The sequence below is a fragment of the Leptospira paudalimensis genome (assembly GCF_026151345.1).
In the GTDB taxonomy this organism is placed as follows: domain Bacteria; phylum Spirochaetota; class Leptospiria; order Leptospirales; family Leptospiraceae; genus Leptospira_A; species Leptospira_A paudalimensis.
This window is the reverse complement of sequence record NZ_JAMQPR010000001.1, coordinates 304,434-328,624: the sequence shown is the minus strand read 5'-3', so window position 1 is coordinate 328,624 and position 24,191 is coordinate 304,434. Positions and strand designations below refer to the sequence as shown.

18 protein-coding genes are annotated in these 24,191 nt (G+C 34.3%); 10 read left to right on the top strand and 8 right to left on the bottom strand.

The features are described 5' to 3' along the window. Window positions 1-171: 171 nt before the first annotated feature. Together ND855_RS01605 and ND855_RS01600 are read right to left on the bottom strand one after the other, a co-directional pair. Window positions 172-579 (bottom strand): DUF5329 family protein, encoded by a 408-nt coding sequence (locus ND855_RS01605; protein ID WP_265356888.1) that lies wholly within the window; start codon window positions 577-579, stop codon window positions 172-174. A 46-nt stretch (window positions 580-625) separates the two neighbouring features. After that, entirely contained in the window at window positions 626-1,303 is a 678-nt protein-coding gene (locus tag ND855_RS01600; RefSeq protein WP_265356887.1) for an SOS response-associated peptidase, read from the bottom strand. 158 nt (window positions 1,304-1,461) lie between these two features. On the opposite strand from ND855_RS01600, the gene ND855_RS01595 reads away from it, so the two are divergent. Then, window positions 1,462-2,133 (top strand): TetR family transcriptional regulator, encoded by a 672-nt coding sequence (locus ND855_RS01595; protein WP_265356886.1) that lies wholly within the window; start codon window positions 1,462-1,464, stop codon window positions 2,131-2,133. A 1-nt stretch (window position 2,134) separates the two neighbouring features. Here ND855_RS01595 and ND855_RS01590 read toward each other — a convergent pair whose 3' ends face one another. From ND855_RS01590 to ND855_RS01580, 3 genes are read right to left on the bottom strand one after another with little or no spacing between them, the layout of a single operon-like run. After that, window positions 2,135-3,766, bottom strand: a complete 1,632-nt coding sequence (locus ND855_RS01590; protein ID WP_265356885.1) for a sulfatase-like hydrolase/transferase — start codon at window positions 3,764-3,766, stop codon at window positions 2,135-2,137. Continuing rightward, entirely contained in the window at window positions 3,744-5,933 is a 2,190-nt protein-coding gene (locus ND855_RS01585) for a transglycosylase domain-containing protein (protein WP_265356884.1), read from the bottom strand. Before ND855_RS01585 ends, ND855_RS01590 begins: the two co-directional genes overlap by 23 nt. After that, window positions 5,930-10,999, bottom strand: a complete 5,070-nt coding sequence (locus tag ND855_RS01580; protein ID WP_265356883.1) for an alpha-2-macroglobulin family protein — start codon at window positions 10,997-10,999, stop codon at window positions 5,930-5,932. Before ND855_RS01580 ends, ND855_RS01585 begins: the two co-directional genes overlap by 4 nt. 152 nt (window positions 11,000-11,151) lie before the next feature. On the opposite strand from ND855_RS01580, the gene ND855_RS01575 reads away from it, so the two are divergent. Together ND855_RS01575 and ND855_RS01570 are read left to right on the top strand one after the other, a co-directional pair. Next, window positions 11,152-11,583 carry a hypothetical protein gene (locus ND855_RS01575; RefSeq protein ID WP_265359323.1) on the top strand — a complete coding sequence of 144 codons (432 nt, stop codon included), beginning with the start codon at window positions 11,152-11,154 and terminating at the stop codon, window positions 11,581-11,583. A 51-nt stretch (window positions 11,584-11,634) separates the two neighbouring features. Then, window positions 11,635-14,010 carry a PAS domain-containing hybrid sensor histidine kinase/response regulator gene (locus tag ND855_RS01570; protein ID WP_265355828.1) on the top strand — a complete coding sequence of 792 codons (2,376 nt, stop codon included), beginning with the start codon at window positions 11,635-11,637 and terminating at the stop codon, window positions 14,008-14,010. Here ND855_RS01570 and ahpF read toward each other — a convergent pair. The 3 genes from ahpF to ND855_RS01555 form a co-directional block, all read right to left on the bottom strand. After that, a complete protein-coding gene (gene ahpF / locus ND855_RS01565; protein WP_265356882.1) occupies window positions 13,996-15,555 on the bottom strand; it encodes an alkyl hydroperoxide reductase subunit F in 1,560 nt (519 codons plus the stop codon). The two genes, ND855_RS01570 and ahpF, sit on opposite strands and share 15 nt — an antisense overlap. 43 nt (window positions 15,556-15,598) lie before the next feature. Then, window positions 15,599-16,162 carry an alkyl hydroperoxide reductase subunit C gene (gene ahpC, locus ND855_RS01560; RefSeq protein ID WP_012389934.1) on the bottom strand — a complete coding sequence of 188 codons (564 nt, stop codon included), beginning with the start codon at window positions 16,160-16,162 and terminating at the stop codon, window positions 15,599-15,601. Window positions 16,163-16,273: 111 nt separating this feature from the next. Then, entirely contained in the window at window positions 16,274-17,191 is a 918-nt protein-coding gene (locus ND855_RS01555; RefSeq protein ID WP_265355826.1) for a hydrogen peroxide-inducible genes activator, read from the bottom strand. 90 nt (window positions 17,192-17,281) lie between these two features. Here ND855_RS01555 and ND855_RS01550 point away from each other — a divergent pair, with 90 nt between their 5' ends. The 7 genes from ND855_RS01550 (at window position 17,282) to ND855_RS01520 (ending at window position 24,191) form a co-directional block, all read left to right on the top strand. Beyond that, window positions 17,282-19,207 carry a PP2C family protein-serine/threonine phosphatase gene (locus tag ND855_RS01550; RefSeq protein ID WP_265356881.1) on the top strand — a complete coding sequence of 642 codons (1,926 nt, stop codon included), beginning with the start codon at window positions 17,282-17,284 and terminating at the stop codon, window positions 19,205-19,207. Window positions 19,208-19,215: 8 nt separating this feature from the next. Further along, window positions 19,216-19,953, top strand: a complete 738-nt coding sequence (locus ND855_RS01545) for a LytR/AlgR family response regulator transcription factor (RefSeq protein ID WP_135595239.1) — start codon at window positions 19,216-19,218, stop codon at window positions 19,951-19,953. 123 nt (window positions 19,954-20,076) lie between these two features. Next, window positions 20,077-20,451 carry an LIC20211 family lipoprotein gene (locus ND855_RS01540; RefSeq protein ID WP_265356880.1) on the top strand — a complete coding sequence of 125 codons (375 nt, stop codon included), beginning with the start codon at window positions 20,077-20,079 and terminating at the stop codon, window positions 20,449-20,451. Between the two features lie 15 nt (window positions 20,452-20,466). Then, window positions 20,467-20,862, top strand: a complete 396-nt coding sequence (locus ND855_RS01535; protein WP_265356879.1) for a hypothetical protein — start codon at window positions 20,467-20,469, stop codon at window positions 20,860-20,862. After that, window positions 20,859-21,200 (top strand): hypothetical protein, encoded by a 342-nt coding sequence (locus ND855_RS01530; RefSeq protein WP_407658688.1) that lies wholly within the window; start codon window positions 20,859-20,861, stop codon window positions 21,198-21,200. The genes ND855_RS01535 and ND855_RS01530 overlap by 4 nt, the downstream gene beginning before the upstream one ends. Next, window positions 21,172-23,688, top strand: a complete 2,517-nt coding sequence (locus ND855_RS01525; protein WP_265356878.1) for a TonB-dependent receptor plug domain-containing protein — start codon at window positions 21,172-21,174, stop codon at window positions 23,686-23,688. Before ND855_RS01530 ends, ND855_RS01525 begins: the two co-directional genes overlap by 29 nt. After that, window positions 23,688-24,191 carry a hypothetical protein gene (locus tag ND855_RS01520; protein ID WP_265356877.1) on the top strand — a complete coding sequence of 168 codons (504 nt, stop codon included), beginning with the start codon at window positions 23,688-23,690 and terminating at the stop codon, window positions 24,189-24,191. Before ND855_RS01525 ends, ND855_RS01520 begins: the two co-directional genes overlap by 1 nt.

Below are 24,191 nucleotides of genomic sequence, written 5' to 3'. Positions count from 1 at the left end.
CCCAATGTCTGGACATGGAGGATCACACTATCTCAATTTTATTATTTTTACAACTCTTGTTTGTAAATTTTTTTCCAAATTCTATTAAAATTCTAAATTGGGAATCGGCTCATGTCCAATTGAATCAATTCGATTCGAATCCTTCCTCTTCAAATAGAAACACTTGAATCGTTAAAGGCAATTCTCGATTTTTTTCAGCTCTTCATACAACCAAGTCGCACTTGCAATTTCTTTTCCATTAGGATAACGGATTTTATAAGGTGTACCAGATAAAAATGACTTTGATGCTACTTTATCAATAAAGAGTTTTGCTGTCCAATCTTTGGGATCAGGAGCAAAAAATGAATTTTTGGCTTCGTTTAATTTGTAACGCAAATGGTTCTCTGCATCTTTTGCACTATGTGAATCACCATTTCGAATGAAGTTTCCATTGAAATTCCCAATTTTTTTTAATAAGATTTCGATTTTTTCGGATTCAGAATAACTGTTACAGGCTTTAGCTTCTGAAAGAAGTGGTTGTTCGAAAATAATGAATAAGATAAAGAAAAAAGAAAAAAATAGAGCAGGGAACTTTTTCATGGATTTACTAATAGATCAAAATGAATTCAGATTTTGAATCAGGCAATTAAAATAACATCGGTTCATTGATTTCTGGCTCCGCAAAGATAAATTCTGAAGGATAAGCTTGGATTAAGTATCTGATTTGGTTTTCTTCTTTGATTCGAGGATCTAACCATCTTTCCCAACAATCCTCAGTTAGGTGAACTGGCTGACGACCTTGGTTCCCGCCAGAGTTATGAACTTCTTTCATCAGTGAATTTCCTTCTTGGGTCAAAATACTAAACCAAAATTTTCGATGAGAAGTATTGGGTATCTCACCCCAAATTCCTGCAAAACAAAAACTTTCTCCAGATTTTGGATAAATTTTATATTTTATCTTTGTACCTTTTTCGGATTTCCATTCATTAAAAAAAGAAGCAGGGATGATACACCGATTGTGTTTGGCAGCACTAGACCAAAAGGAAGTTGCGAACAACCTTTCTTCTCTTGTATTAAAAATTGGTTTTGGTGACCAATTTGGTTGTACTCCCCATTGCATTAACTCTAATGTATTTTCACCTTGATTTGAAAGTGAATGGATTACCGGTGCAAGCGAACTTGGGTAGTATTCAAAATTTGGTGACCTTCGGAATGTGTCTTCTACCTTTTGAATGTCGAAAACTTGGGTACCTTGGATCAATCGAATCCATTTTTCGGTTCCATCTTTCAATTTGATTATGGTATATCCAAAACGCCCGCACACAATGATTCAATTGAACTTAATTCATAAAAATTGCAAACTAAGATTTTAGAATTTTGCGAGTGATTTCAATTTCGTGACTAGAAGTCATCTGAAATTGACCTTAAGTCAATTTCCATTTTTTTATAGCATAAATTCTATAAGATTCGTATTTTGGAAGTATGAGTCGAGTGCAAGTCATAGAACGTTCACCTAAAAAGAGAGCTGTTTTAGAGAAAGATAAACTTTCGAAACGTACTTCGATCATACAAGCTGCTGCATCCCTACTCCAAAAAAAAGATTGGTCTGAACTTTCTATGGATGAAGTTGCAAAACGTGCAAAAATTGCAAAAGGTACTTTGTATTTATATTTTCCAACGAAAGAAGATTTATGCCTTAGGATCCATAGTGCTGATTACGAATCTTGGTTTATGGATTTACATGAGTTTTTAAGTAAGGCTCCCAAAATGGATGTGAGTATTTTTTCGAATTGGTTTGTGAATTCTATGGATCGACATACACGATTTTTAAAATTACTTCCGATTGTACCTACAATTTTAGAAAAAAACGCAAGTATACAAACCATTCGCGAATTTAAATCCAATTTAAAATCACAAATCAGTTCCGTATTACCTCTACTCATCCATTACTTTCCTTTTTTTACCGAACAATCAGGATTCTTATTTTTGATGCAATGCCATGCATTAGCAGTTGGATCTTGGTCGCATGGTTTTCCTTCCAACCAAGTGAAGGAAGCGGTAAAGGACACTGAATTGGAAGTATTTATGTTGGATTATAAAAAATTTTTAGAAATGTCCATCTTAACTTTATTAAAAGGACATTCTGGTATTTAGTTTAGTTCTGGATAAACTCATACATTTTTTTTATCAATTTATCTTTTAATTTTGGATCCAAAATCATCTTCTGATTTTTCTCATCTAAGTCCATTTCGTATAAAATATCTTTATCATTGTGAAATATGTATTTCTTTTGATCATATACTAACCCTCTTTGGATTTCAGAATTCCAAGTTTTTAAAACTAAATCTAGTTTGTAATTGGAACTAAAAAAATTCTGAGAATTTTCCGTACGATTCGTCTCTTGTTGCAAAAGATCCAATATAGTTTCTTTAAAATGGATTGATGAACCAAATTTTGGAATGTACAATTCATTAGATTGAATTGCATACATCAAAAACGGTACATCAATCTCTTGGTTATACAAAGAGTAGTTATGTGCATGAGCACCTCCTTCTCCAAAACTTTCACCATGGTCTGCTGTAATGATAAGGAATGTTTCTCTTTTAGAATTCGATTTAATATAGGAAATCAATTCATCTATTAAATTTATATTTTCCTGTAATGCTTTGGTATGGCGTAAAACTTTTGGTAATGATACATCCTGATTCGAATAAGTGAAATAAGGACTATGAGTTTGGCTAAGGCCTACCATAATAAAAAAAGGATGAGAACCAAAATTCAAATGTTTGAATTCGGAAAGCACAACTCGATCATCCATTCCCCAGCTGAAATTACTATTTGGATTACCGAATTTTTTTTCTAAAACTGTTTTGTCTTGTACTTGTTGGAATACATTAGGAAAGAATAAATTCATACCTTCGAAATAAATTGATTGAGTATAAATCATCTTTGTTTCATATAAGTATTTCTGTTTTAAAAGAGAAGGTAAACTGTCTCCTTCAATCTGTTTTGTAGATTGAATACGCGAACTATGTATCTGTGACTCTCCTGTCATCCATGTGAATAAACTTTTAGAAGTATGTGGCATTGGAATCAAAAAATGAGAATTTTCTAAAGACGAAAAATTAATAAATTTTGAACTGACGCCTATCAAGTGTTTTCTGGATACACCTTCAAGTACAATCATTACAATATGAGTATCATTTGGAATATGATTTATAAATTGATTCACCTTTTGTTTTAGATTCTGTTTTTGATGAATGGTGGGCAAAGTTTGAACATACAATTTTGAATGGAACAATAGTAATAAATACACAACAAGTAACAAAAAAGTTGGATTCACACGATACCGCGTGAACACCAAAAAAGGATCAAAAAATAAGATGAGGATTAAAAAAGGAAAATAATGTACCATTGACCATTCATGCAAAAATGGAAAAAATTCCTTCCAGAGGAATCCAAAATTTTGAACCGCATATCCAAATAACGAAAAGTTAAATTGTGTTTGGTATACCCATTGGTAGTTTAACACAAGTAATAATGGCACCATAAATACTAAAAGTGTGAACTTTTTTACAAAGAAATTGAATTGAAGTAGTTTCAAAACAATTAGAATGACACCAATTAAAAACAAAATATGGAGGAAAACTCCATGGTAATAAGTCCATCCAGACCAAATTAACTCACCTGGAATATGGAAACTAAACAGTATCAAATAAAAAAGAATCCATTGGTATTTTTGTGATTTTAAAATATGTTTCAAATTATTTAACTTCAAATTGAACATTTGCCTTTATTTCTGGTCCATCAAATAATTCTAAACTATGTTTTCCTCTTTGAATGCTAACATTTCCTTCCCCTGTTCCTGATAACTTCACTTGTATCGTTTGGTTCCAAATTAGTTTGGGATCTTTTAAGGTCTGGTATTCACGGATCCGAATTGGAATATTTTGTTTTTCTCGTTCAAATCCAGGATGGTATAAAAAAACTTGGCTTTGTCCCGGATACACAAATCCTACGCCAACTATGGAAGAATCTTTATTATTGTGTAACTCTTCACATGGATGAAGGTTTGTTATTTTTTTCCTAACATTCAAAACAACTGATGGACAATTGGAATTTGCCAGTTTACCTGAAATTTTACAAATAGATCGAACTTCTGTTAGTTTAGGTGCATATTGCTTTTTGTCCTTTTCCTTCATAAGCAATCGAAAAATATTTTGTACAATTCTTCCAGCACCAAAGGAACCTGAAACATCCATTGTTTTTTCGCCAGAAAAATTTCCAACCCAAGCACCTACCACATACCGATCATTAAATGCAATAGTCCAAGAATTTCTATAATCTTTGGAGGTTCCCGTTTTGACTGAGACCGGAAATGGGTAATTTAAATAACTTCTTTTCCCGAATGCCTTTTGTCTTAGTTTTGAATCATTGAGTATAAATTTAATCTCTTCGGCTGTTTCTTCAGATACCAAAGGATGTGATTCACCGTAAAATATTGATTTTCCATTGATACTCCCAATTTTAATTTTTGGAAGAATTCCACCTAACATAAAAGCACCGTAGACTCGCGAAAGTTGCAATAGACTAGCACCTCCCGTTCCTAAAGCGAGTCCAGGCCCATAAAAACTAGGAGATTGTTTTAAGTTTTCAAATCCCGCTAACTTTAAAAATCGATAAAAATTAGGAACACCAACCAATTGGATGGTAGTAACGGCCGGTATGTTACGAGAATTTGCCAAAGCTTCTGCTAATGTTAAATTTCCCCAATAACGGAGGTCCGCATTTCTCGGAAGGTAGTTTTCTCCTGTTCCCAATGAGTATGAATATTTTTCATCCACTAGAATTGAATTGATAGAATATATATTTTGATCAATTGCTAATGCATATAACAATGGTTTTAATGTACTTCCAGCATCACGAAATGCAATTGTCCCATTTACCATTCCATTTCCATCTTCAAAAAAATTTTTAGATCCAATCATTGCTACAAGTGATAAGGCAGAATTTTGATTTGATTCTTTCTCTAAAATGATTGCCGATGCATTATTTACATTCCATTTTTTTAATACATTTATTTCTGAATTTACAATTGAATGGATTTCAGCATTTAATTCAGATGAAATAGTTGATACCATTTCTTCCTTTGGATCCAAATGTAAACTTCTGATCCAATTGAGAAAATGTTGATTTTCACCAGTGAATGAATCATCATAATTTTGCATTTTCTTTTGCAGTTTGGTTTGAACTAGTTCATTTGGATCATTTAGGATTGGTATTGAGAATGGAATTTTGACTCGTAATTGGTTGTATCGAAATTTGATCTCATCTTCGTTCGAAACATTTTTTCGAATTAAAATTGTTAGATAAACTGTTTCATCTAAGGATAAAAATCGTACATTTTTTTCAAAAAGAGTAAGGGAAGCAGAAGGAAATCCAACAGAATTAGAATGAATTGATACAGAATTTAAATAAGCTTCTAAAATTTGTTGTTTTGTTAACCACAATTCAAAACGAAGGGCTTCCAAAACTTCAAATGATTTACGAATGATAATAGGATACGATCGAATATTTGGATGATAAATTCGAACCAGCTGCATCGTGATGGTGGAACCACCACCGCGATTTTGTTTTGTAATGAAAAATGAATATAACGAATTGATTATAGCAAAAGGATCAATCCCATGATGTGAAAAAAATCGTTTATCTTCTGCAATGCAAACAATTTCTGAAACAAATTTTGGATACTCGGTTATTGGAACCCAATCTTGTTTGGACAATGTATGATTTTGAGTTCTACCAATCAATTTACCATCTTTGGATAAAATACGTGTTGTTACTTCTTTTTTAAAATCATCAATTTGGATTGGTCTTAAAACAAACCAAATTCCTCCAATGATAGGTATCAGGAAGAATAAGGTTTTGATTCTAAGTATAAAATTCCAAATCACTCCACTTTTACCCGAAGTGAACTAGTATTACCGTAAAACTGTGGATGATACATCAAAAATGTTTTTGATGCTGGCAGTATAGAATTTCCTTTCGCAACGGTTCTCAGAATGTATTTGTATTCCGTCTCTCCTTTGCGTAAAAAATCATCAGAGAATATCACTCGATCATCTCGATACTCAGTATACTGTCCATAACTAGATTCTGTAACTTCCGCATCCTCTGCATCGGATGATTTCTCTGTCAAAAAGGATGTATTCACAATCTCAGTATGACTCGGAATTGGATCGATAACGATTACAAATGCTTGGTCTTTTTTACTCAATACTTTGAGTTTGATTAAATATGTGGATCCTCTTTGTAAGTTTGAAACTTCTTTTAAAATTGGATTTCCATCAGAATCTCTTCCGTCAATACGATACATTGTTTTTTTGATCTCTAATCCATTAAATTTTTCCTGAGTTGTCTCTTTCACAGGAACATACATCAAACGTGTTTGAAAATACAATCTCCCTTCCGAACTTGTTCGTTTAAATGAAATTGGTTTTGTAGAAACAGAATTTCCATCAAATAAACGATCAAATGAAATTTCTTCTTTGAAAATAGAATCAGATGCTGGAGAAAACGATTCGTCGATAATTGTTTTTTCTCCAAAAACAACTTCTCCCTCAGTTTCACTTTTCGTTGCTTCAAATCGATTCCGATATTCAGACAAGGCTAAGGCAATAGTTCCAACACTATGACTGTCAGTCCAAAAACTTCTATTACGATCCATCATGATTGCATTTACGAGTTGGACCATTCTTGGGTTTTTCGAATCAACACGTAAAAGTAATCGTAAATAGTTTCCGAGGACAGAAGAAGTATTGTAATACGAATAATAAAAATATTCGTCAGGATTTTTCTTCATAGGTTTTACGATAAACAATTCTTTATCATATTCTATATAACTTACAAAATCTTCATAAAGTCTTTTGAATGTAGGATCCGAAAGATATGAATCGATCTTATGAAAATCTGCATAGGCAGTTAAGAAAATGCCTCGTGATTTTGGATTTAATTCTTCAAAATGATCAATCAGCGTTTTTTCTAAGGAACTTACATCTTTTTTCTCTTTTACAAAAACAGAATAGATTAAACTTAAAGTTTGGTAAGAATCGATTGAAGTCTCTGTTGGACTTTTAATATAACTTTCTAAAAACTTGATTCCTGATTGGTAAGCAATCAAATTTGTTCGTTTGCCTTTTTCCTTTCCTAATTGCATAACAGAAATCACATATGCTGTTAAGTAAGGATACCCACTTCGACCATAACTTTTCCACAATTTAAAACCACCGTTATAAGTTTGAAATTCTGACATTTCATCCAAAAACAATTTTTCAATTTGATTGAAGTCATACGCATCTTTTGAAGGTGCTTTGTATTGGAAATCTCGTAATAGTTCGCCAGAACTTAAAGAAAGTAAATAGGCAGATGTCCTTTGTTCCATACAAAAATAAGGATTGGATTCATAAAAATCAAAAGCAGATTTAAGTGCTGTGAGAGCAGTTCCAGAAATACGAATATCTAAGGAACCTTTATTCAATAAAATTGAATCTTTTTTAGGAAATGGAATCGAAGTTTTAAACTCGGAATCTGTATAACCAGAAAATTGAACAGATGTAACTGGATCAAACTCCTTGATCGGCAAAGTGACAAGCAAGGAATCGGATAAATCTGATTTTTTGAACGAAAGAAAAGACCCTTCGTTCTCAGGTTCTACAGAAATTTGATACGACAGCTGAATGTCTTCATTTGGTTTGTTTTGTTTGAGTTTGATGAATTGGGATTCGGAAATTTGAAATGTTTTTAGAACTTCTTTCGTTTGTCCGGCATTCAGTTCGATTGGAATCCACTTTTTTTCATCATTTAAAAACTTTGATTCAATTTTATATTTAAACTTACCATTTACTTTCGTATTATTAGTGATACTTCCACCTAACTCTAAATTATCTCCAACACGTATAAACCTTGCTACCGATTTTTGTAATACTAAATTCTTTTTTACCAAAAATTCAGAATTGGTAACGCCATACTTTCCATTGGAAGCAGATGCGACCATCACCCTAAAGGTTGTTAAATTATCAGGAAGCGTAAAATTTAAATTCGCCTCCCCATTTTGATCTGCGATGACAACTGGATTCCAATAAGCCGTAAGTCGAAAATCTTTTCTTGCCCCAGACTCAGAATCTGCAGAAAAACCACCTCCCGAATCTTCACCATAATCCCCACCAGGGCTGTCTCCCTTATTTGCGTATAAATAATGTTTGATGATCATCGAACGAAGTTCAAATGTTTTGATAACATTGTACCAATATTGATAAAAAATTTGAATTGGGGATTGGAAACTGTATCCAACCAAATCTAATACTCCCCTATCAGCGACTGAAATTGTTAATTCTGCACCTGGAGTTGATTTGATTGTCAACTTGACTTGTTCTCTTGGTTGGTATTCTGGTTTATCTGTACTAACCGTGACAGGTGCAATTTTGGTTCCCAAATCTACTTTTAAAGTGATCGAGCCAGTTTTTGCCTTTGGAGCACCTAAGTCTTGCTCGTTGAATTCTTTTATATCTTCGCCAGATAATCCTTCTGGAGGACTCAGTCTTCCGGAGAGTAATACTACATTTACCTCAACATTGGGAAGATAAATATCTTCTATTGGAATTTCGATCGGAGCACTATTCCCCTTCATTAAAAAGGATTTTTTATAATAAATGGAATCTCTTTCTACTGTGACAATCACACGAGCATTTTGAAGTGGAGACTTGATTAGTACTTTTGCCTTATCTCCTATTTTATATTCATTTTTATCAGAACGTAATTCGATCGAATCGTCTCCTCGGAAGTCCCAAGTGTAATAGGATTCTTTTTGATAGGCATAAAAGTCGACTCTCGAAAAAACTTTGTCCTTATTCAATACTAATATTGTATAACTACCAGGATCTTTTGTACGGTAATCAAAGCTGACTCCTTCTGATTTTGAAGTGAATTTTTTCACTTCTACAACTTTTTTTGTTAGTTGGTTACTTCTAAAGAAATACTTTCCAATTCCTTGTGATAAAACAGAAGTCCAATCATTATAGATGATGTAAGCTTTTAGATCTTCACCAGATACGGCTTTACCTTTTTCATCTACGGTAATTGCTGTAAATTGAAAAGGTTTATCTAAGGACTGGTAACGATCATTACATTTTAAACCAACATAGGTTTCGGATGGTTGGTATGGAATATTCGCAGATTTGGTAACAGTTTTTCCATCAACATCAAAAACTGATGATTCTACAACTAAGTGAAAGGGATCTGCTATTTCGATTTCTTCTCCATCGGTAACAAATTTACGAGTCAAAGATTTGATTGGAATATCAAGTTTATAATTTCCTTGGTTATCTAATACACCTTCTGAACCAGTTACGTAATCTGAACTTCCATCATTATATTCATCTTCATAGTCATACCATGTCTCAGAGAAATCAAAACTTGGAAATTGCTCAAAGGAAACATAACGATTTCGTTTCAAAACTGAATAACTTACTTTGGCACCTGCCATCGGAGCACCAAACATGTATTTACCTTCCACTGTTCCTTTAATATTCTCATTTTTTTTGGCAAGTTTCGCTAGTGAAACATTTACCATAAAATTCACAGGTCGAAACTCTTCTACTTGGAAGGTATCATAAGTGACTGAATTATTATCACCTTGGATAGAGATAGATACCGAATAATGCCCTAAACCTGCATCATCTGAAACAACATAACTGGAAACAACACCGCCTTGTGAAGTAGTTGTTGTATTCTGATTTGATACTTCTTTACCCCTTGAATCTCTAATTTTTACATGTACTGATTTGGAAGAAAATGGTACCAATGTTCCATTTTTCCGCTCTGTAAGATAACCTTTGATTTCCACTCGATCACCAGGACGGTATAACTTTCGGTCAAAGTATATTTTTCCTTTGATGTGATCATCCGAATGGTATTCGGAGTAACCATCAATATGTGTTTGGTTAAAATGTAGAAATGCTTTGTCTCCCGTTGGTTCTTCTGCAATCAATACAGAATATTCCATTAGTTTATTGTTTGCAATGGCGGGAACATTACAATAACCATCTTGGTCTGTTTTACAATTTCCTTTTAAACTCCCTTTGACATATAAACTGATATTTGTATTTGCTACAGGAACTGCATTGGATAATGTGTGGATCCAAACATGCAATTTATTAGGATCTTCCTTCGTGGTAATACCCAAATTTGTAGATTGTAAAAAGATACTTTCTGTCTTGAAACGTTCATCATTACTTTCATCAACTACAGTAGCGCCTAATTCTAAAGCAAGCCAACCTTTGCTATTCGGTTTGGAACCAAAATAGGAATCGATGTCCATCCCTTGGTTTCTGTGTGAATTAACTTTTTCGCCAGACTTCCATTTTGAAGTTTTCCAATTCAATTCTTTATCATAACTATAATAACCACTTCCTAAACTTGCAATCGCATTGACTAAAATTGGAATGGTAATAGTTGCTGATCTAACTTCGAATTCAGGAACATTTGCAATTGCAATTGGTAACACCTTGTTTAAATTCGATTCAAATATATTTTCATTGAATAAGGAAAAGTAAGGTCTACGAATCATCTTCGGCAACGTAAAACTAATTGGATTTTCTAGAAAACAATCGTTAGTTGCATAAAATTTAGAAATTGTGATTTGGTATTCGACATTTTCATCGAAATTCCAATGATCTAATGAGAATTCACGGCTAATAAAAGAAGATCCAAAATTTGATTCAATGGATGGTTTTGGTGTAATGGTAACTGCTTCCACTAGATCTGAAAATTCAGTGTCTTCCGAAACGAAGATTTTATAATCCCATAAATTATCTAAATACTTTAAATCGGTTGTATCTAATTTTACTTCTAATCGGCAACTACTTGGGAAAATTGTGCGTTTGATCGATTTAAAAACTCCACCAATCGATTGGCAAGAAACCAGGAAAAACAACATCGAAACCCAAAGTATCAACTTACGCATACAATCTCCAAAAACCGAATGTTCTCTGTTCTACGATTGTTGGTTAGAATTGCCAAGTCTTTCCTGAATGAAAGACTATATCTTTCCAATTTTTTTTTCTACTATCCTGAAATTCGCTATGCTTTCGAGATTGTTTCATTGGATTACTGTTGATGTCACTGTTTGCTTACAAAAAACAATATTTATCTTTAAATGCGCCATCTACCATACCAACTGGAAACTTTCAAATCCAATGGTTAGGTCCAAAATGGTTTCAATGGACTTCCAAAACTGGACTACAATATTTGCATTTTCGAAATTGGTGGGGCAAGTCGTTTCGTGGGAATAATACTGCAACAAACTTGTTCTTAAAATCTGGTGATACAACATTCCAAGAAAAATACACAATGGAAGTAACATTGGAAAAATCACCGATTGATGGCCAAAATTCTTTATTTTTGCGTTATACAAATGAAGCCCCATTCCCTTGGCCATTTGTTGTGGATGAATTTCGAGTTTTAAGTGATGGTAATTTATTAGGTATGAGTTATCCAAAATTTGCCCCTTCACTCGCTTTACCTTTTCTCATCCAAAAACAATCTTAGAGATTGCAAAAACACTATCTTTCCCAAATTTTTTTTCGTCCTATGGAAAGTATGGCAACTCACCCTTCCCTCGAAATCCAAATTTTGTCAGATTTTGAGGATATTGTGTTTTCGATAGGATATCCAAAATTAGAAATTCTTTATACAAGTCCTTCCATCAAGATACTCACAGGTTATGATAGTGAGTATTTTTTAAAAAACAAACAATCGTGGCAAAATTTTATTTATAAGAATGATAGAAACTTAATCAAACACGCGCTAAAATCGATACGCAAAAATAAGAAATTTCGTCTTCGAATTAGAATTTTAACCAAGGATAATCGAATCAAATACATTGAATGCAGAGGAAGATTAATTCATAATCCATTAAATGATTCGTATCGAATCGATGGAATTGTTTCAGATATTTCTGATTTACTTCCCTTACAAAAACTATTTGAAGACGAATCAGTAGACGCAAAACACATATTATTCGAAAATAACATTATTTTTAATGGCAGTCAAGATTCCATGTTTCTGATTGAGGTAATGGATTCTGATCAATTTATAATTCGCCGTATCAATTTAGCTTATGAAAAATCAACCGGGATCACACAAACGATGATCCAAGGTAAAACTCCTAGTGAACTTCTAGGGGAAGAAGTTGGAAACGTAGTCATCAATAATTTCAAAAGAGCAATCCAAGCAAAAAAAACAATCTCTTATGAAGAAAGTTTTGCGATGCCTGCGGGAACAAAAATTTGGATCACAGAACTTACACCGGTTGAAGTTGATGGTAAATTTAGATATATTGTAGGTGCCAGTAAAGATATCACCGAACAAAAACTAGCTGAAGATGCGCTTAAAGAGTACAATGAAAGATATTCACTTATCTTAGAAGCTAGCTCCGATGGATGGTTTGACTGGGATCTAATCAATAATACAGTTATTTATTCCAGAAGATGGTGGTTGGAATTTGGCAATAATGAAAAACCCGAAAATGTTCCAATAGGATATTGGCAAAGTTTAATCCATCCTGACGATGTAGGTTGGGTAAGTGAATTTTTAGAGAATATATTATCCTCACAAAGAGAAACATTTGAATTTACCTTTCAGATGAAAAAACGCAAAGGGAATTATGTTCACGTATTATCTAGATGTTATATCCAAAGAGATGCGTCTGGAAACAAGATACGAATGTTAGGTTCTAATACAGATCTTACAGAAACAAAAAAAATAGAGTATACATTACGTCATGCAAAGGAATTAGCTGAGGCTGCGAATTTAGCGAAAGGTAATTTTTTGGCAAACATGAGTCATGAAATTAGAACTCCACTAAATGGAATCATTGGCTTTACTGAACTTTTACTCCATTCTCCATTACAAGACGAACAAAAAGAATATCTAAAAAATATTTTTTTATCAGGAAAAAGTTTATTAGAGTTAGTAAATCAAATTCTTGATTTTTCTAAAATTGACTCCGGCAAAATTGAATTTGAATCAATCAGTACAAATATTCGGGACTTAGCGCAATCAACAGTAGATTTATTTCAAGTTTCGGCAGCTACTAAAGGTATCGCATTAAAGTTAAATATCGACGAAAATTTACCAACCTACATTTCGTTAGACCCTTTACGCATACGTCAAATCCTATCCAACTTAATTGGCAATGCTATAAAGTTTACACATGAAGGTTCTGTGAAAATATCAATCATCCAAAAAGAGAAAATTGGGGATGTTGTTACCATTGAGTTTGATGTCACAGATACTGGAATTGGTATCGACTTGGATTCTAAATCAAATCTCTTTGATACATTTTCGCAGGCAGATACATCTATTACACGAAAGTATGGTGGAACTGGACTTGGATTATCAATTACGAATGAACTATTGTTAAAAATGAATTCTAGACTGAATCTTAAAAGCGAATTAAATGTAGGTAGTGAGTTTAGTTTCGTATTAAAATTAGAGTCAAAATCTATTGGAGAGACTGCTAAAACTATATTCCAAGAAAATCCTATAACAAACGATGAAATAACCAAAATCCAAAAAACCGAATTTCAAAATGATATTCTAATTGTAGAAGACAATGAATTGAACAGAAAACTATTATCAAAATTATTACAAAAGAAATACCCTAACATTAGTTTGCGTTATGCAGTTGATGGTGTAGATGCACTTGAAAAATTTCATGACCAAAAACCCGATCTTATCATAATGGATTTACAAATGCCAATTATGGACGGGTACACTGCCACAATTGAAATTAGAAAATTCGAAAAGGATCAAAGTAAAAAAACCCCAATTGTTGCATTAACAGCTGGAGCATTTTATTCTGTAAAAGACTCGGCGATGGATTCCGGAATGGATGATTTTTTAACCAAACCAATCTCCGCCGCCTATCTTTATGAAACTGTTGAAAAGTGGTTAACTTCAGGCCGCGTGTAAAAGATACTCAAATGCACTAATCGCTGCCTTTGCGCCTTCTCCCATTGCAATGATAATTTGTTTGTAAGGAGTATTAGTAACATCTCCACAAGCAAATATTCCATCCACATTGGTTTTACATTTTTCATCGACCAAAATTTCCCCAAACCGATTGGTTGCAACTACATCTTTCACAAAACCACTGTTTGGTACAAGTCCAATTTGGACAAACACACCATCTAGAGGAATTGTAGATATCTGTTCTGTCGATCGATCTTTGTAGGTTAATCCTGTTACTTTATCTTCGCCAGCTTGAATTTCTGTTGTCTGCGCTTTGATTAAAGTTTTTATATTAGGTGAACTAGCCACTTTATCTAATAATACTTTGTCTGCGTTTAATTTATCACCAAACTCAACCAAGGTGACTGATTTTACTATCCCACTTAAATCGAGCGCTGCTTCTACTCCCGAGTTACCACCCCCCACAACGGCTACATCCTTATCTTTAAAGAATGGACCATCACAATGTGGACAATATGCAACTCCTTTGCCAACAAACTCCTTTTCACCAGGCACATTCAGTTCTCTCCACTTAGCACCAGTGGAAAGGATAACAGTTTTAGTATGGATTTTTTCACCAGTATTTAGATGAATGATTTTGATTTGCCCTGGCTCAATTTTTTGCACTCGAACATTTTCTTTTTTCTTAATCTGATTTTTATCAAGTTGATCAGCTAACACATGAGTTAGTTCTGGACCTGTTGTATAAGGAATAGATATGATATTTTCGATTCCCAAGGTATCCTTTACTTGGCCACCCAATCGATCTGCAATGACAAGAGTATTCAATCCTTTTCTTGCTGCATAAACTGCAGCAGTCACTCCCGATGGTCCACCGCCAACCACAGTCACATCATAGACTTGTTTTGGACTTTCCATTTCCTCTTTCGATTCATTTGTAGTAGGAATGGAATATAGTTCCAAAAGTTTATCGAAAATGACAGATGCTTCTGCTTTTCCACTAAGGAATCGTTCACCATTTAAGTAAACAGCAGGAACTCCCTGGATATTCCTTTCTTTTACCAAGTCTGGATACATCGCACCATCAATCATATTGTGAGAAATATTAGAGTTCACCAATGCAAAACTATTTAAGGTTTGTACGACCTCTGGGCAATTATGGCAATCAAGAGATATAAAAGTTTCAAATTTAAATTCACCATTTAACTTCGATACGGCGGACAAAATTCCTTCTTCTAATTTGATTGGATTTCCACCTGATTGTAGGATCGCCAATATAAAAGATGTGAATTCGTGTCCCATTGGGATTCCAGAAAAATGGATTCCGGTTGGGTTACCGTTAGACAAAATGGAAAATCGAAGTCCATCAGACAAATCATTTGAGTTTTCAAGACTTATGAGTGGACTCAACGACAAAATATCATTTAGAAAACTAACAAGTTCTTCTCTTTTTTCATGTTCACCAGAATACAATTGAATTGTTATCGGATTTTTAATTCTTTCAAAATATTGTTTCACTTGTTGTTTTGTTGATTCATCTAACATAACTTCCTCCTAGTTTAGGCGGGTAACACCCGCCTAATTTTATTTAGATTTTTCCTACCAAGTCAAGACCTGGTTTCAATGTTGTATTACCTGGTTTCCACTTTGCAGGACAAACTTCGCCGTCGTTGTTTGCAACATATTGAGCAGCTTGCACTTTTCGAACCAACTCTTCTGCTGATCTTCCGATTCCTAGATCGTGGATCTCAGCAGTTTTGATGACTCCTTCTGGGTTCACTACAAATGTTCCTCTGAGTGCTTGACCATCATCTTCAATCATAACTCCGAATCCTCTTGTGATTTTTCCTGACGCATCACCTAACATTGGGAATTTGATTTTTTTGATTGTGTCACTTGCTTCATGCCATGCTTTGTGAACAAAGTGAGTATCTGTAGAAACAGAATACACTTCTACACCCATTTTTTGAAGTTCTTCGTAATGATCTGCTACATCACCAAGTTCAGTGGGGCAAACGAAGGTAAAGTCTGCAGGATAAAAAACGAAAACAGACCACTTTCCAAGTACGTCTTTTTTGCTGATTTTTTTAAAGGCACCGTTATGGAAAGCTTCTGTTGTGAAGTCTGGAATTTGTGTGTTGATATTGGACATTGAATATCCTCCTTTTCTTGTTAAAAAGAATATAGTCCATTTTATATCATTTGTAAAATAAATGTTGTAAATGATCCAATTTATAAAAACTATGAGACTCGTCGATAGGATCTAGTCATGTCCAATGGACACACCAATGACTTTAAATTTCTCTTTTTTATGGTACTCTTTTGGGATCACACTCAGAATTAAATTTGTAAGTTTATTTAAGATTTTTGTTTTATAAAATCCTTTTTTATATACCAAACTGATTTCTCTTGCTGGTTCTGGTGATTGGAAGGGAACAATTCGTTCCGAAACTTTATCAACTGCTAATTTTGGTAATAAGGTAACTCCAATCCCCATATCCACCATGCGCTTTAAGGTCTCAACACTTCCACTTTCGATTTTTGCTAACGCATTCCGATTACATATCTTCAATGATTGGTGGCGAAAACAATGTTCCTCTCCTAAAACTAGTAATGGATACTTTTCAATATGTTTCATGGAAACCGAAGTTGATTTCTCTTTTGCATCCTTTGGGTAATATACAACAAAGGGCTCATAATAAAGTTGGTGTTCAACGATATTGGAAATTTTGAGTGGAGTTGCAAGGATTCCTAAATCAATCTCTTCCGATTCCAATTTGTCAATGATGGTAAGTGTTGGTAATTCAGAAATTCGAAAATTAACTTTCGGAAATTCTGATTGTAACTTTTTATAAATTGAAGGGATTAAATAATTACTCACTGTTGGTATGATACCGAGTGATATATTCCCTGCGGGTTCATCTTTCCATTGACCAGCAATTTCAAATAATTTGTCAGCTTCCTTCAAAGTTGATTTTGCTTGTTCGACAACTTCTTTACCTAATTTTGTTGTGATGATAGGATTTTTTTTTCGATCAAATAAATCAAAACCAAGTTCTTGTTCTACTTTTTGAATCTGTAAACTTAAAGTAGGCTGAGCAACTAAACAATGTTCGGCGGCTTTTGCAAAACTCTTAAACTGATCTAAAGCTACTATATATCGAAGTTGAGTAATTGTCATAAAATTTCCTTAAAAAATCGATCCTTTCATGGCTTAATCCAAAATTGAACTTGCATTCCCTTCAAACTACACTATCTTTAGCGGATAGCGATGAGAATCCTCTCATTTTTTTTCCCAATTTTTTTCTCTACGGTACTTTCCCTCGTAGCAGAGCCAGTCACTATCAGTGCTGATACGATTGTATCTCTCTCTGAAAATTGGACATTTACCACAAGTGAAATCACGCGTCCCATCAAAGTAGGAAAAGGTCTCTCCTCACAAGGATTTCTTCCTCCTGTCCATGGTTATTATGAAACCACTTTTATATTCAAACCAAACAAAAAACCACTAGGTATTTACTTAGACCGTGTGCAAGAAGTAGATACACTCGTTGTGAATGGAATCACACTGGGCCAAACAGGAAAAATTTTACCCGATGGAACTTATCTTCCCAATTGGTATTACAAACGACTTTATTACATACCCAATGAAGTTCTCAAAGAAAACACTCCAAACCAATTAAAAATCGAAATCCATTTTCGAAACCAAACATTCCAAGGAGGAATTTTCAGAAGAATCCCTGTCATGGGAAATTATGACAAATTACATGAACTGATTCTTTTGGAAGATGGAAGGGATTTTTGTTTTATCATGTTATTTTTTGGCATTGGTGCTTATCAAATTTTTTCAATTCTATTAAAACGCCAGGCAAAAACAAATTTTTACTTATTATTATCAACATTATTCTTTGTTATGTGGAGACTTCCATTACTCAATATAAGTTACACATATACAGATTTTAGTTTTATCTTTTGGTTAAAATTGTTTTTTACCTCTCAAACATTATTGCCAGTCTCCATTTTTTTATTCAGTTATTCACTTTTTCAAAACAAACTCTATTTAAAAGAACGTTTATTAGTAATTTTTCTCATCTCAATCGCATTTTTCCAAACTTGGGAGATAGAATTGCCCACTAGAATTTTATTACTGAGGATTTGGGAATTTACACTTTTACTAGTAGTCTTTTTTGTATTAAGAGCAGTGATTCGAGCAGCACGAGCAAAAAAAACGGAAGCTTACTTTTTATCAGTAGGTTTTGTTTGTATTTGTATTGGAGCAACATTTGATATCATCATCGATGTTACATCTGGTAAAAATATTTATTTAACTCAATATGGTTTTTTAGTTTTAATGATCCTTTCTGGTGTCGCAATTTCCTACCGAAATGCCAAAAATGAATCTGAACTTTCGATTCTCACAAAAGACTTGGAACAACGAGTCCGCGAAAGAACGATCGAACTCCGCGAAAAAAACCAAGACCTTGAACAAGACTTATTTTTTGCATCACAACTCCAAAGCTATTTGTTACCCAAAAATCATCCGAATACAAAAGGGATTCGGATCCATACAACTTATTTGCCAATGAGGCAAGTTGGAGGAGACTTATATGATTGGGTTGAGTTGGATGAAAATAGATTAATTTTACTGATTGCAGATGTTGCAGGGCACGGTGTCCCAGCAGCTTTCGTATCATCAATGGTAAAAGTACAATTTCGTGAATCCACCAAATCCATTCATTCTCCAAAACTCATTTTAGAACATATGAACCAAGCGCTCACTTCTCTTGTTAGTCGTTATTTCATTACCGCCTGTTGTGCATTAGTAGATACAAAGGAAAACACAATTATTTTTTCTACAGCTGGGCATCCAAATCCAATTTTATACAACAAAATTCGCAATTCCTTTGAATTTATGAAGATCAAAGGTCCCATCATCGGATGGAAAGAAAGTTTCACATTCAGTGAATGGAAACACCAAATTCAAAAAGGTGATCGGTATTTCTTTTTTACAGACGGAGTCACAGAAGCTAGAGCTGAAAATAAATTATTTGGTGAAGGCAAAATTCTTGATTTATTAGAGAAAGGTAAAAACAAAGACATCAAATCTTTATCGCAAGAAATAGTTGTCCAAATCACCAAATATTCTGATGCAGAATTAAAAGACGATGTCACCTTTTTCTTTGTTGATATAATCTAATTATTTATATGGAATCGGCACCTTATTCAGTACTAATCATTGAAGATGAATATCCAGCTAGGATGTTAATGATGGATTATGTGATGAATTGTCCCGAACTAAAGTTAGCTGGAATTGCCGAAAGTGGAGACAAAGCAAACTCACTTTTAACTGAGAAAAAATTTGATATTGTATTTATGGATATCAATCTTCCCGTGATCAACGGCATGGATATCCTTAGATCCAATCGTTCTCAAGGTACTTTTTTTGTGATCACTACTGCTTATAGTGAACATGCAGTCGAAGCATTTGATTTAGACGCTACAGATTATTTATTAAAACCTTTTTCATTCGAAAGATTCAGAAAGTCGGTAGAAAAGGCACTTCGTTTTTTACAGGAATCAAAACAAATGATTCCAGATGAAAACAAAAACCAAATCCATTTAAAAATACAATCGGATTCAGCAGTATTTTTATTACCATTCCCAGACATTCAGTTTATATCAGCAAATAACAAAAGTTGTGTGATTCACACAACACAAAAAGATTACGAAACTCCCAAATTGCTGAAAGAAATCGAAGAAAAATTACCAAATTCTCAATTTATTAGAATCCATAAAGGTTTTTTAGTAAACTTAAGTTATGTGGCAAGTTTACGTTATGACAAGGGTGGTTCCTATACAATCCAACTCAAAAATGAGGATGAAACTACTTTGCCAGTTGGACGTTCTTATGCCCAATCGCTCAAAGAAGCCCTAAAACTCTAATTTTTTAATTCACTCCCGTATAAGTAGCGTTCATTCCCAATCAAGTAGGGAATAAAGAAACTACGAATTATTCCATTGACTCTAACAACCTAAATGCGAAATGAACATGGACGGAGTTATCTTGTGAAAAAAATTATTTTATTGGTCCTCTCTTTTGTATTTTTAACCTTTCTTTCCAATTGTGCCTCATCATCGGTGGGAATCGCCACAAGTAACAAGCCGATTCCGAATACTCCTTACGAAACAATTAAAACTGTAGATAAAACCTTTACTTGGTATGCGTTCGATATCATATTTTTCGGTGTCCCCATTACACAACCTCCAGTCGCCGATTTATACGAGAAAGTTATGGAAGAAGAATCAGGCGACGCACTTGTGAATATTCGGTATTGGAATGATAAGTCAATTTTTGGACCAATCACCCGTTATCGATTCAATATCAAAGGTGATTTGGTAAAATTTGCAAACTCACAAACACCAACGAAGTCAAAAAAGTAAAATGAGTCATTGGATATGATTTTTAAAAAGATAATATCAGTTAGTTTTTTCCTAATGGCATTTCATTTGTTAGGTTGCATTGGCTCACATGTTCCTAAGGAAATCCATTTATATGATTCTGCAACTGTTGTTAGATCAACCGAATTTAAAATTTTGGGGAAGGGAACTGGGCAAGATTCAGCATTTTTTTTATTAGGAATGTTCCCTGTAACAAAAGCGCCTAACGTAGAATTGGCGATGAGTCAGATATTGGAAAAATATCCCACAGGAAAAACTCTCATCAATATCAAAATACAAAGAGAAGACAAAGCATATTTCCCTTTGGGACTTGTAAGTGTAGTCATAGTCACTGCAGATGTAGTTGGTCAACTTGAGGAAGTGGCTCCAACGACTCAAAAGGAAAGTAAATGAAAATTCAAATTGGAATTCTTTTGTTTACCTTAATCATGATTTTCAATTGTGGATCAGGAGTTGATCGTGTAGAAACTAATGATGCCCAGAGTCAGGTGTATGCAGCAGCAAAGTTTGCATCTGAGAAATGTGGTAACCCACTTCCCAATCCTCCTCTTGTGATCGTTAACAAACCAATCCAAAGAAATTTAGATCTTTGTACGATCGCCATTACACGAACAGAATGTCCTTTTTTAGGATACCCTCTTGTTTGTACTCTTATTTATCTCGAAGAAGAAACGGGTGACATCCCATGGTATTTAAACTTCAATGAAATTAGCAAAATTCAAATTAAATAAATCGATTCTGATTGGGATTCTTTTTCTTTTTTTGGGATTCCCTGCTTATGCAGTTAGCATCAAGGCAAAACTAATTAATCCGAAAAAGGAAATAGCTGAAAAAAACCTTTCTGTATTAATTTTTGAAACTAAAAAATTTGCACAAACAGATGCAGAAGGAAATGTCACATTAGAATTCCCTTCTTCTGGTGAGTACACCTTGCGCCTGTTACGTGATACAGGGATTCAAGAGATTCGAATTTCAGTTGGCAATGAAGATGAATCAAGAACTATTTATACTGAAAAAAAATCGACTGCACCTAAGTCAGGGATTGTTGTAGAAGGTGAAAGAGAAAAAACTGTAGCTTCCAGGACAAAAGTCAGATACGAAGAAATTAAACGTATGCCAGGTACTTTTGGTGAAGCCTTAAGAGCCTTAGAAACATTACCAGGTGTCATACCGAATATTGGTTTCGGAGGTGGTGCAAATGGAATCATTGTACGTGGCGCCAACCCTGCTGCGAATACATATCTTTACGATGATTTACCAATCTTATACCCTTTTCACTTAGATGGACTTACATCTGTCATTCACAATGATTTAATCAAATCAATTGACTTATATTCTGGGGCATATCCAGCAAACTTCAATAATGCGACTGGTGGTATCATAGAAATAGAAACTGTTGACTCAGTGCAAAAAACAAAAGGTGCATTCCAAGTATCTCTCTGGAATACAACTGCTTATGCAGCAACACCTACATCAGGTGGAAAAGGGTATTTGGCAATTGCAGGAAAACTTGGTTATCTAGATAAAACTTTAGGTGCCAGTGGACTATTACCTGAAGGAATCCGATTGCCTAGATACAATGATTCCCAAATCAAATATGTTCATAACTTTACACCTGAACACCAAATTTCTTTTTATAATTTAACAGCACAGGATAACTTTGCTATCAATGTTCCAAACAAACCTGCAAACGATCCTACCTCATCACAACTTGCACTACTTGGAGGCGCAAAAGCAAGTTTCGGACAAAGTTTTAGAACGACAGCACTCCGTTATACGTGGATCCCTGGAGATAAATTCCAAAATAGAATTACACTCATTAACTTCGATCCAATTGGAGAATACAATGTTGGAGTTGGTTCGATCCAAGGAAAACAATACCAAAGAGGAAGTTATGTTGGTGTTAGGCAAGATGCGTATTGGACAGCAACAAAATTCCTAAAAGTTGATTTTGGAACCGAAGTGCGTAGATTCTCTTTCAGAGATTATGGTACCGAAGTTGCACTCAGAGACCCTACAAATCCATCACCTAATCCTTATAACTCTGCGAATCCTGATTTTGTAGGAAGACCCATCAGTATCAAAGGTATTTCTCCGTATTACAACGCTTATACTACACTACATTTTAAATTTGGTAACTTCTTATTCGAACCTGGTGCTAGGTATGACTATGTGCAAGTAACTGGAAACGGTGCCTTAACCCCAAGAGCAACTGCATCCTATACATTCCCCGAAGTCGGAAAGGGTATGACCATTTATGGAAGTGGCGGGGATGTATCACGTTTTCCACTGACAACAAATTTTAACTCAGAAACAGGTAACCCAGATTTAAGATTTGAACGTGCAAGGAAAGTAAGTGCAGGGATTGATCAAAAAATTGACCAAGTATGGCAAGTAAAAGTCGAGTTTTTTAAAAATGAATTCACTGATACAATCATTGATGATCCCTATGTATCCACCCCAGTTGGATTAAATCCCGATAAATCACAATGGTTAACACAACCTATTGTTGCTAACCGACCACTTAACTATTCTAACAGAGCTTCTGGTTGGTCACATGGATATGAATTACTCATCCGTAAAAATGCAAGACCTGGAACTCGTGATTGGTTTGGTTGGATTTCCTATACATGGTCACAATCATTTCAAAACTCAAACTTGTATCAGATTTATGATGGAGATACGACTCAAATTGGCGGTATCGAAAGAAAAATCTTAGCTGCTTATTTTCCTAACTCAGTTGAACAATTAGCACCTTGGGACCGTACTCATGTGGCAAACGTAATTTATGGCTGGAGGGTGAATGAAGGTTTCCAAATTGGTGGTCGATGGAGTTACTTGACTTCATTACCTTCCAGACCTATCGTAGGTGATGATGGTGGAAGATTTTCTAACCCTTTAAATGGTTTAACCTATTGGAATCCACAGTATTCCAACAATCCGTACACGTCAGAATATGGATATGTCAAAAGAGGAACAGATTATCACAGGTTAGATGTTCGATTTGATATTTTTGAAAATTATTCATGGGGTTATTTAAACTGGTATTTAGAAATTGTAAACGTGTACATGCGTAAAAACAAAAATGGATTCGATTTTGATAATTCCAAACCATTCTCTGCAACTAACCCAAGAGAAAATGATACATTCGGAACACTCCAATTGCCAGGTGGAACGGTAATACCATTTTTCAACGTAGGTATGGAGGTACATTTCTAATGAAATTTTTGTCCTACTTAGTTGTGATACTTATTTTTATCAATTGTGCAGAAGATAAAAAATTTGAAGATTCATATAAAGAAACAGTATTACTTCAATACTTGGCTACTCCAAATGCGCCACAAGAAACATGCGAAACAATGATTACAAACAAAGATCTTTGTTTCCAAGCTTATTACACTTCGATTGGTGGAAGTTTTACGGCAACCAGTGCGACTGTCAAAACCCAAACTTGCCAAGGTTTAATCACGAGTCCATTGTATAAAAATTTGTCGAGCATTGCGCAGACGTGTTCTTTTAATTGCCAATCGACTGATTGGAAAACGAAAACAAATGCAGGAACATGTGGACAATTAAGTTTTACTGCACTGATTGAAGCAAGTATTACAAGTCCAACTGCAACTGCTTGTTTGCGATCTTGTTTTGCAACAACAAACAATCAGATAACAAACGATCAAATACCTTTGTATTTTTTATTTAATAACATTCAAGACGGAGATTGA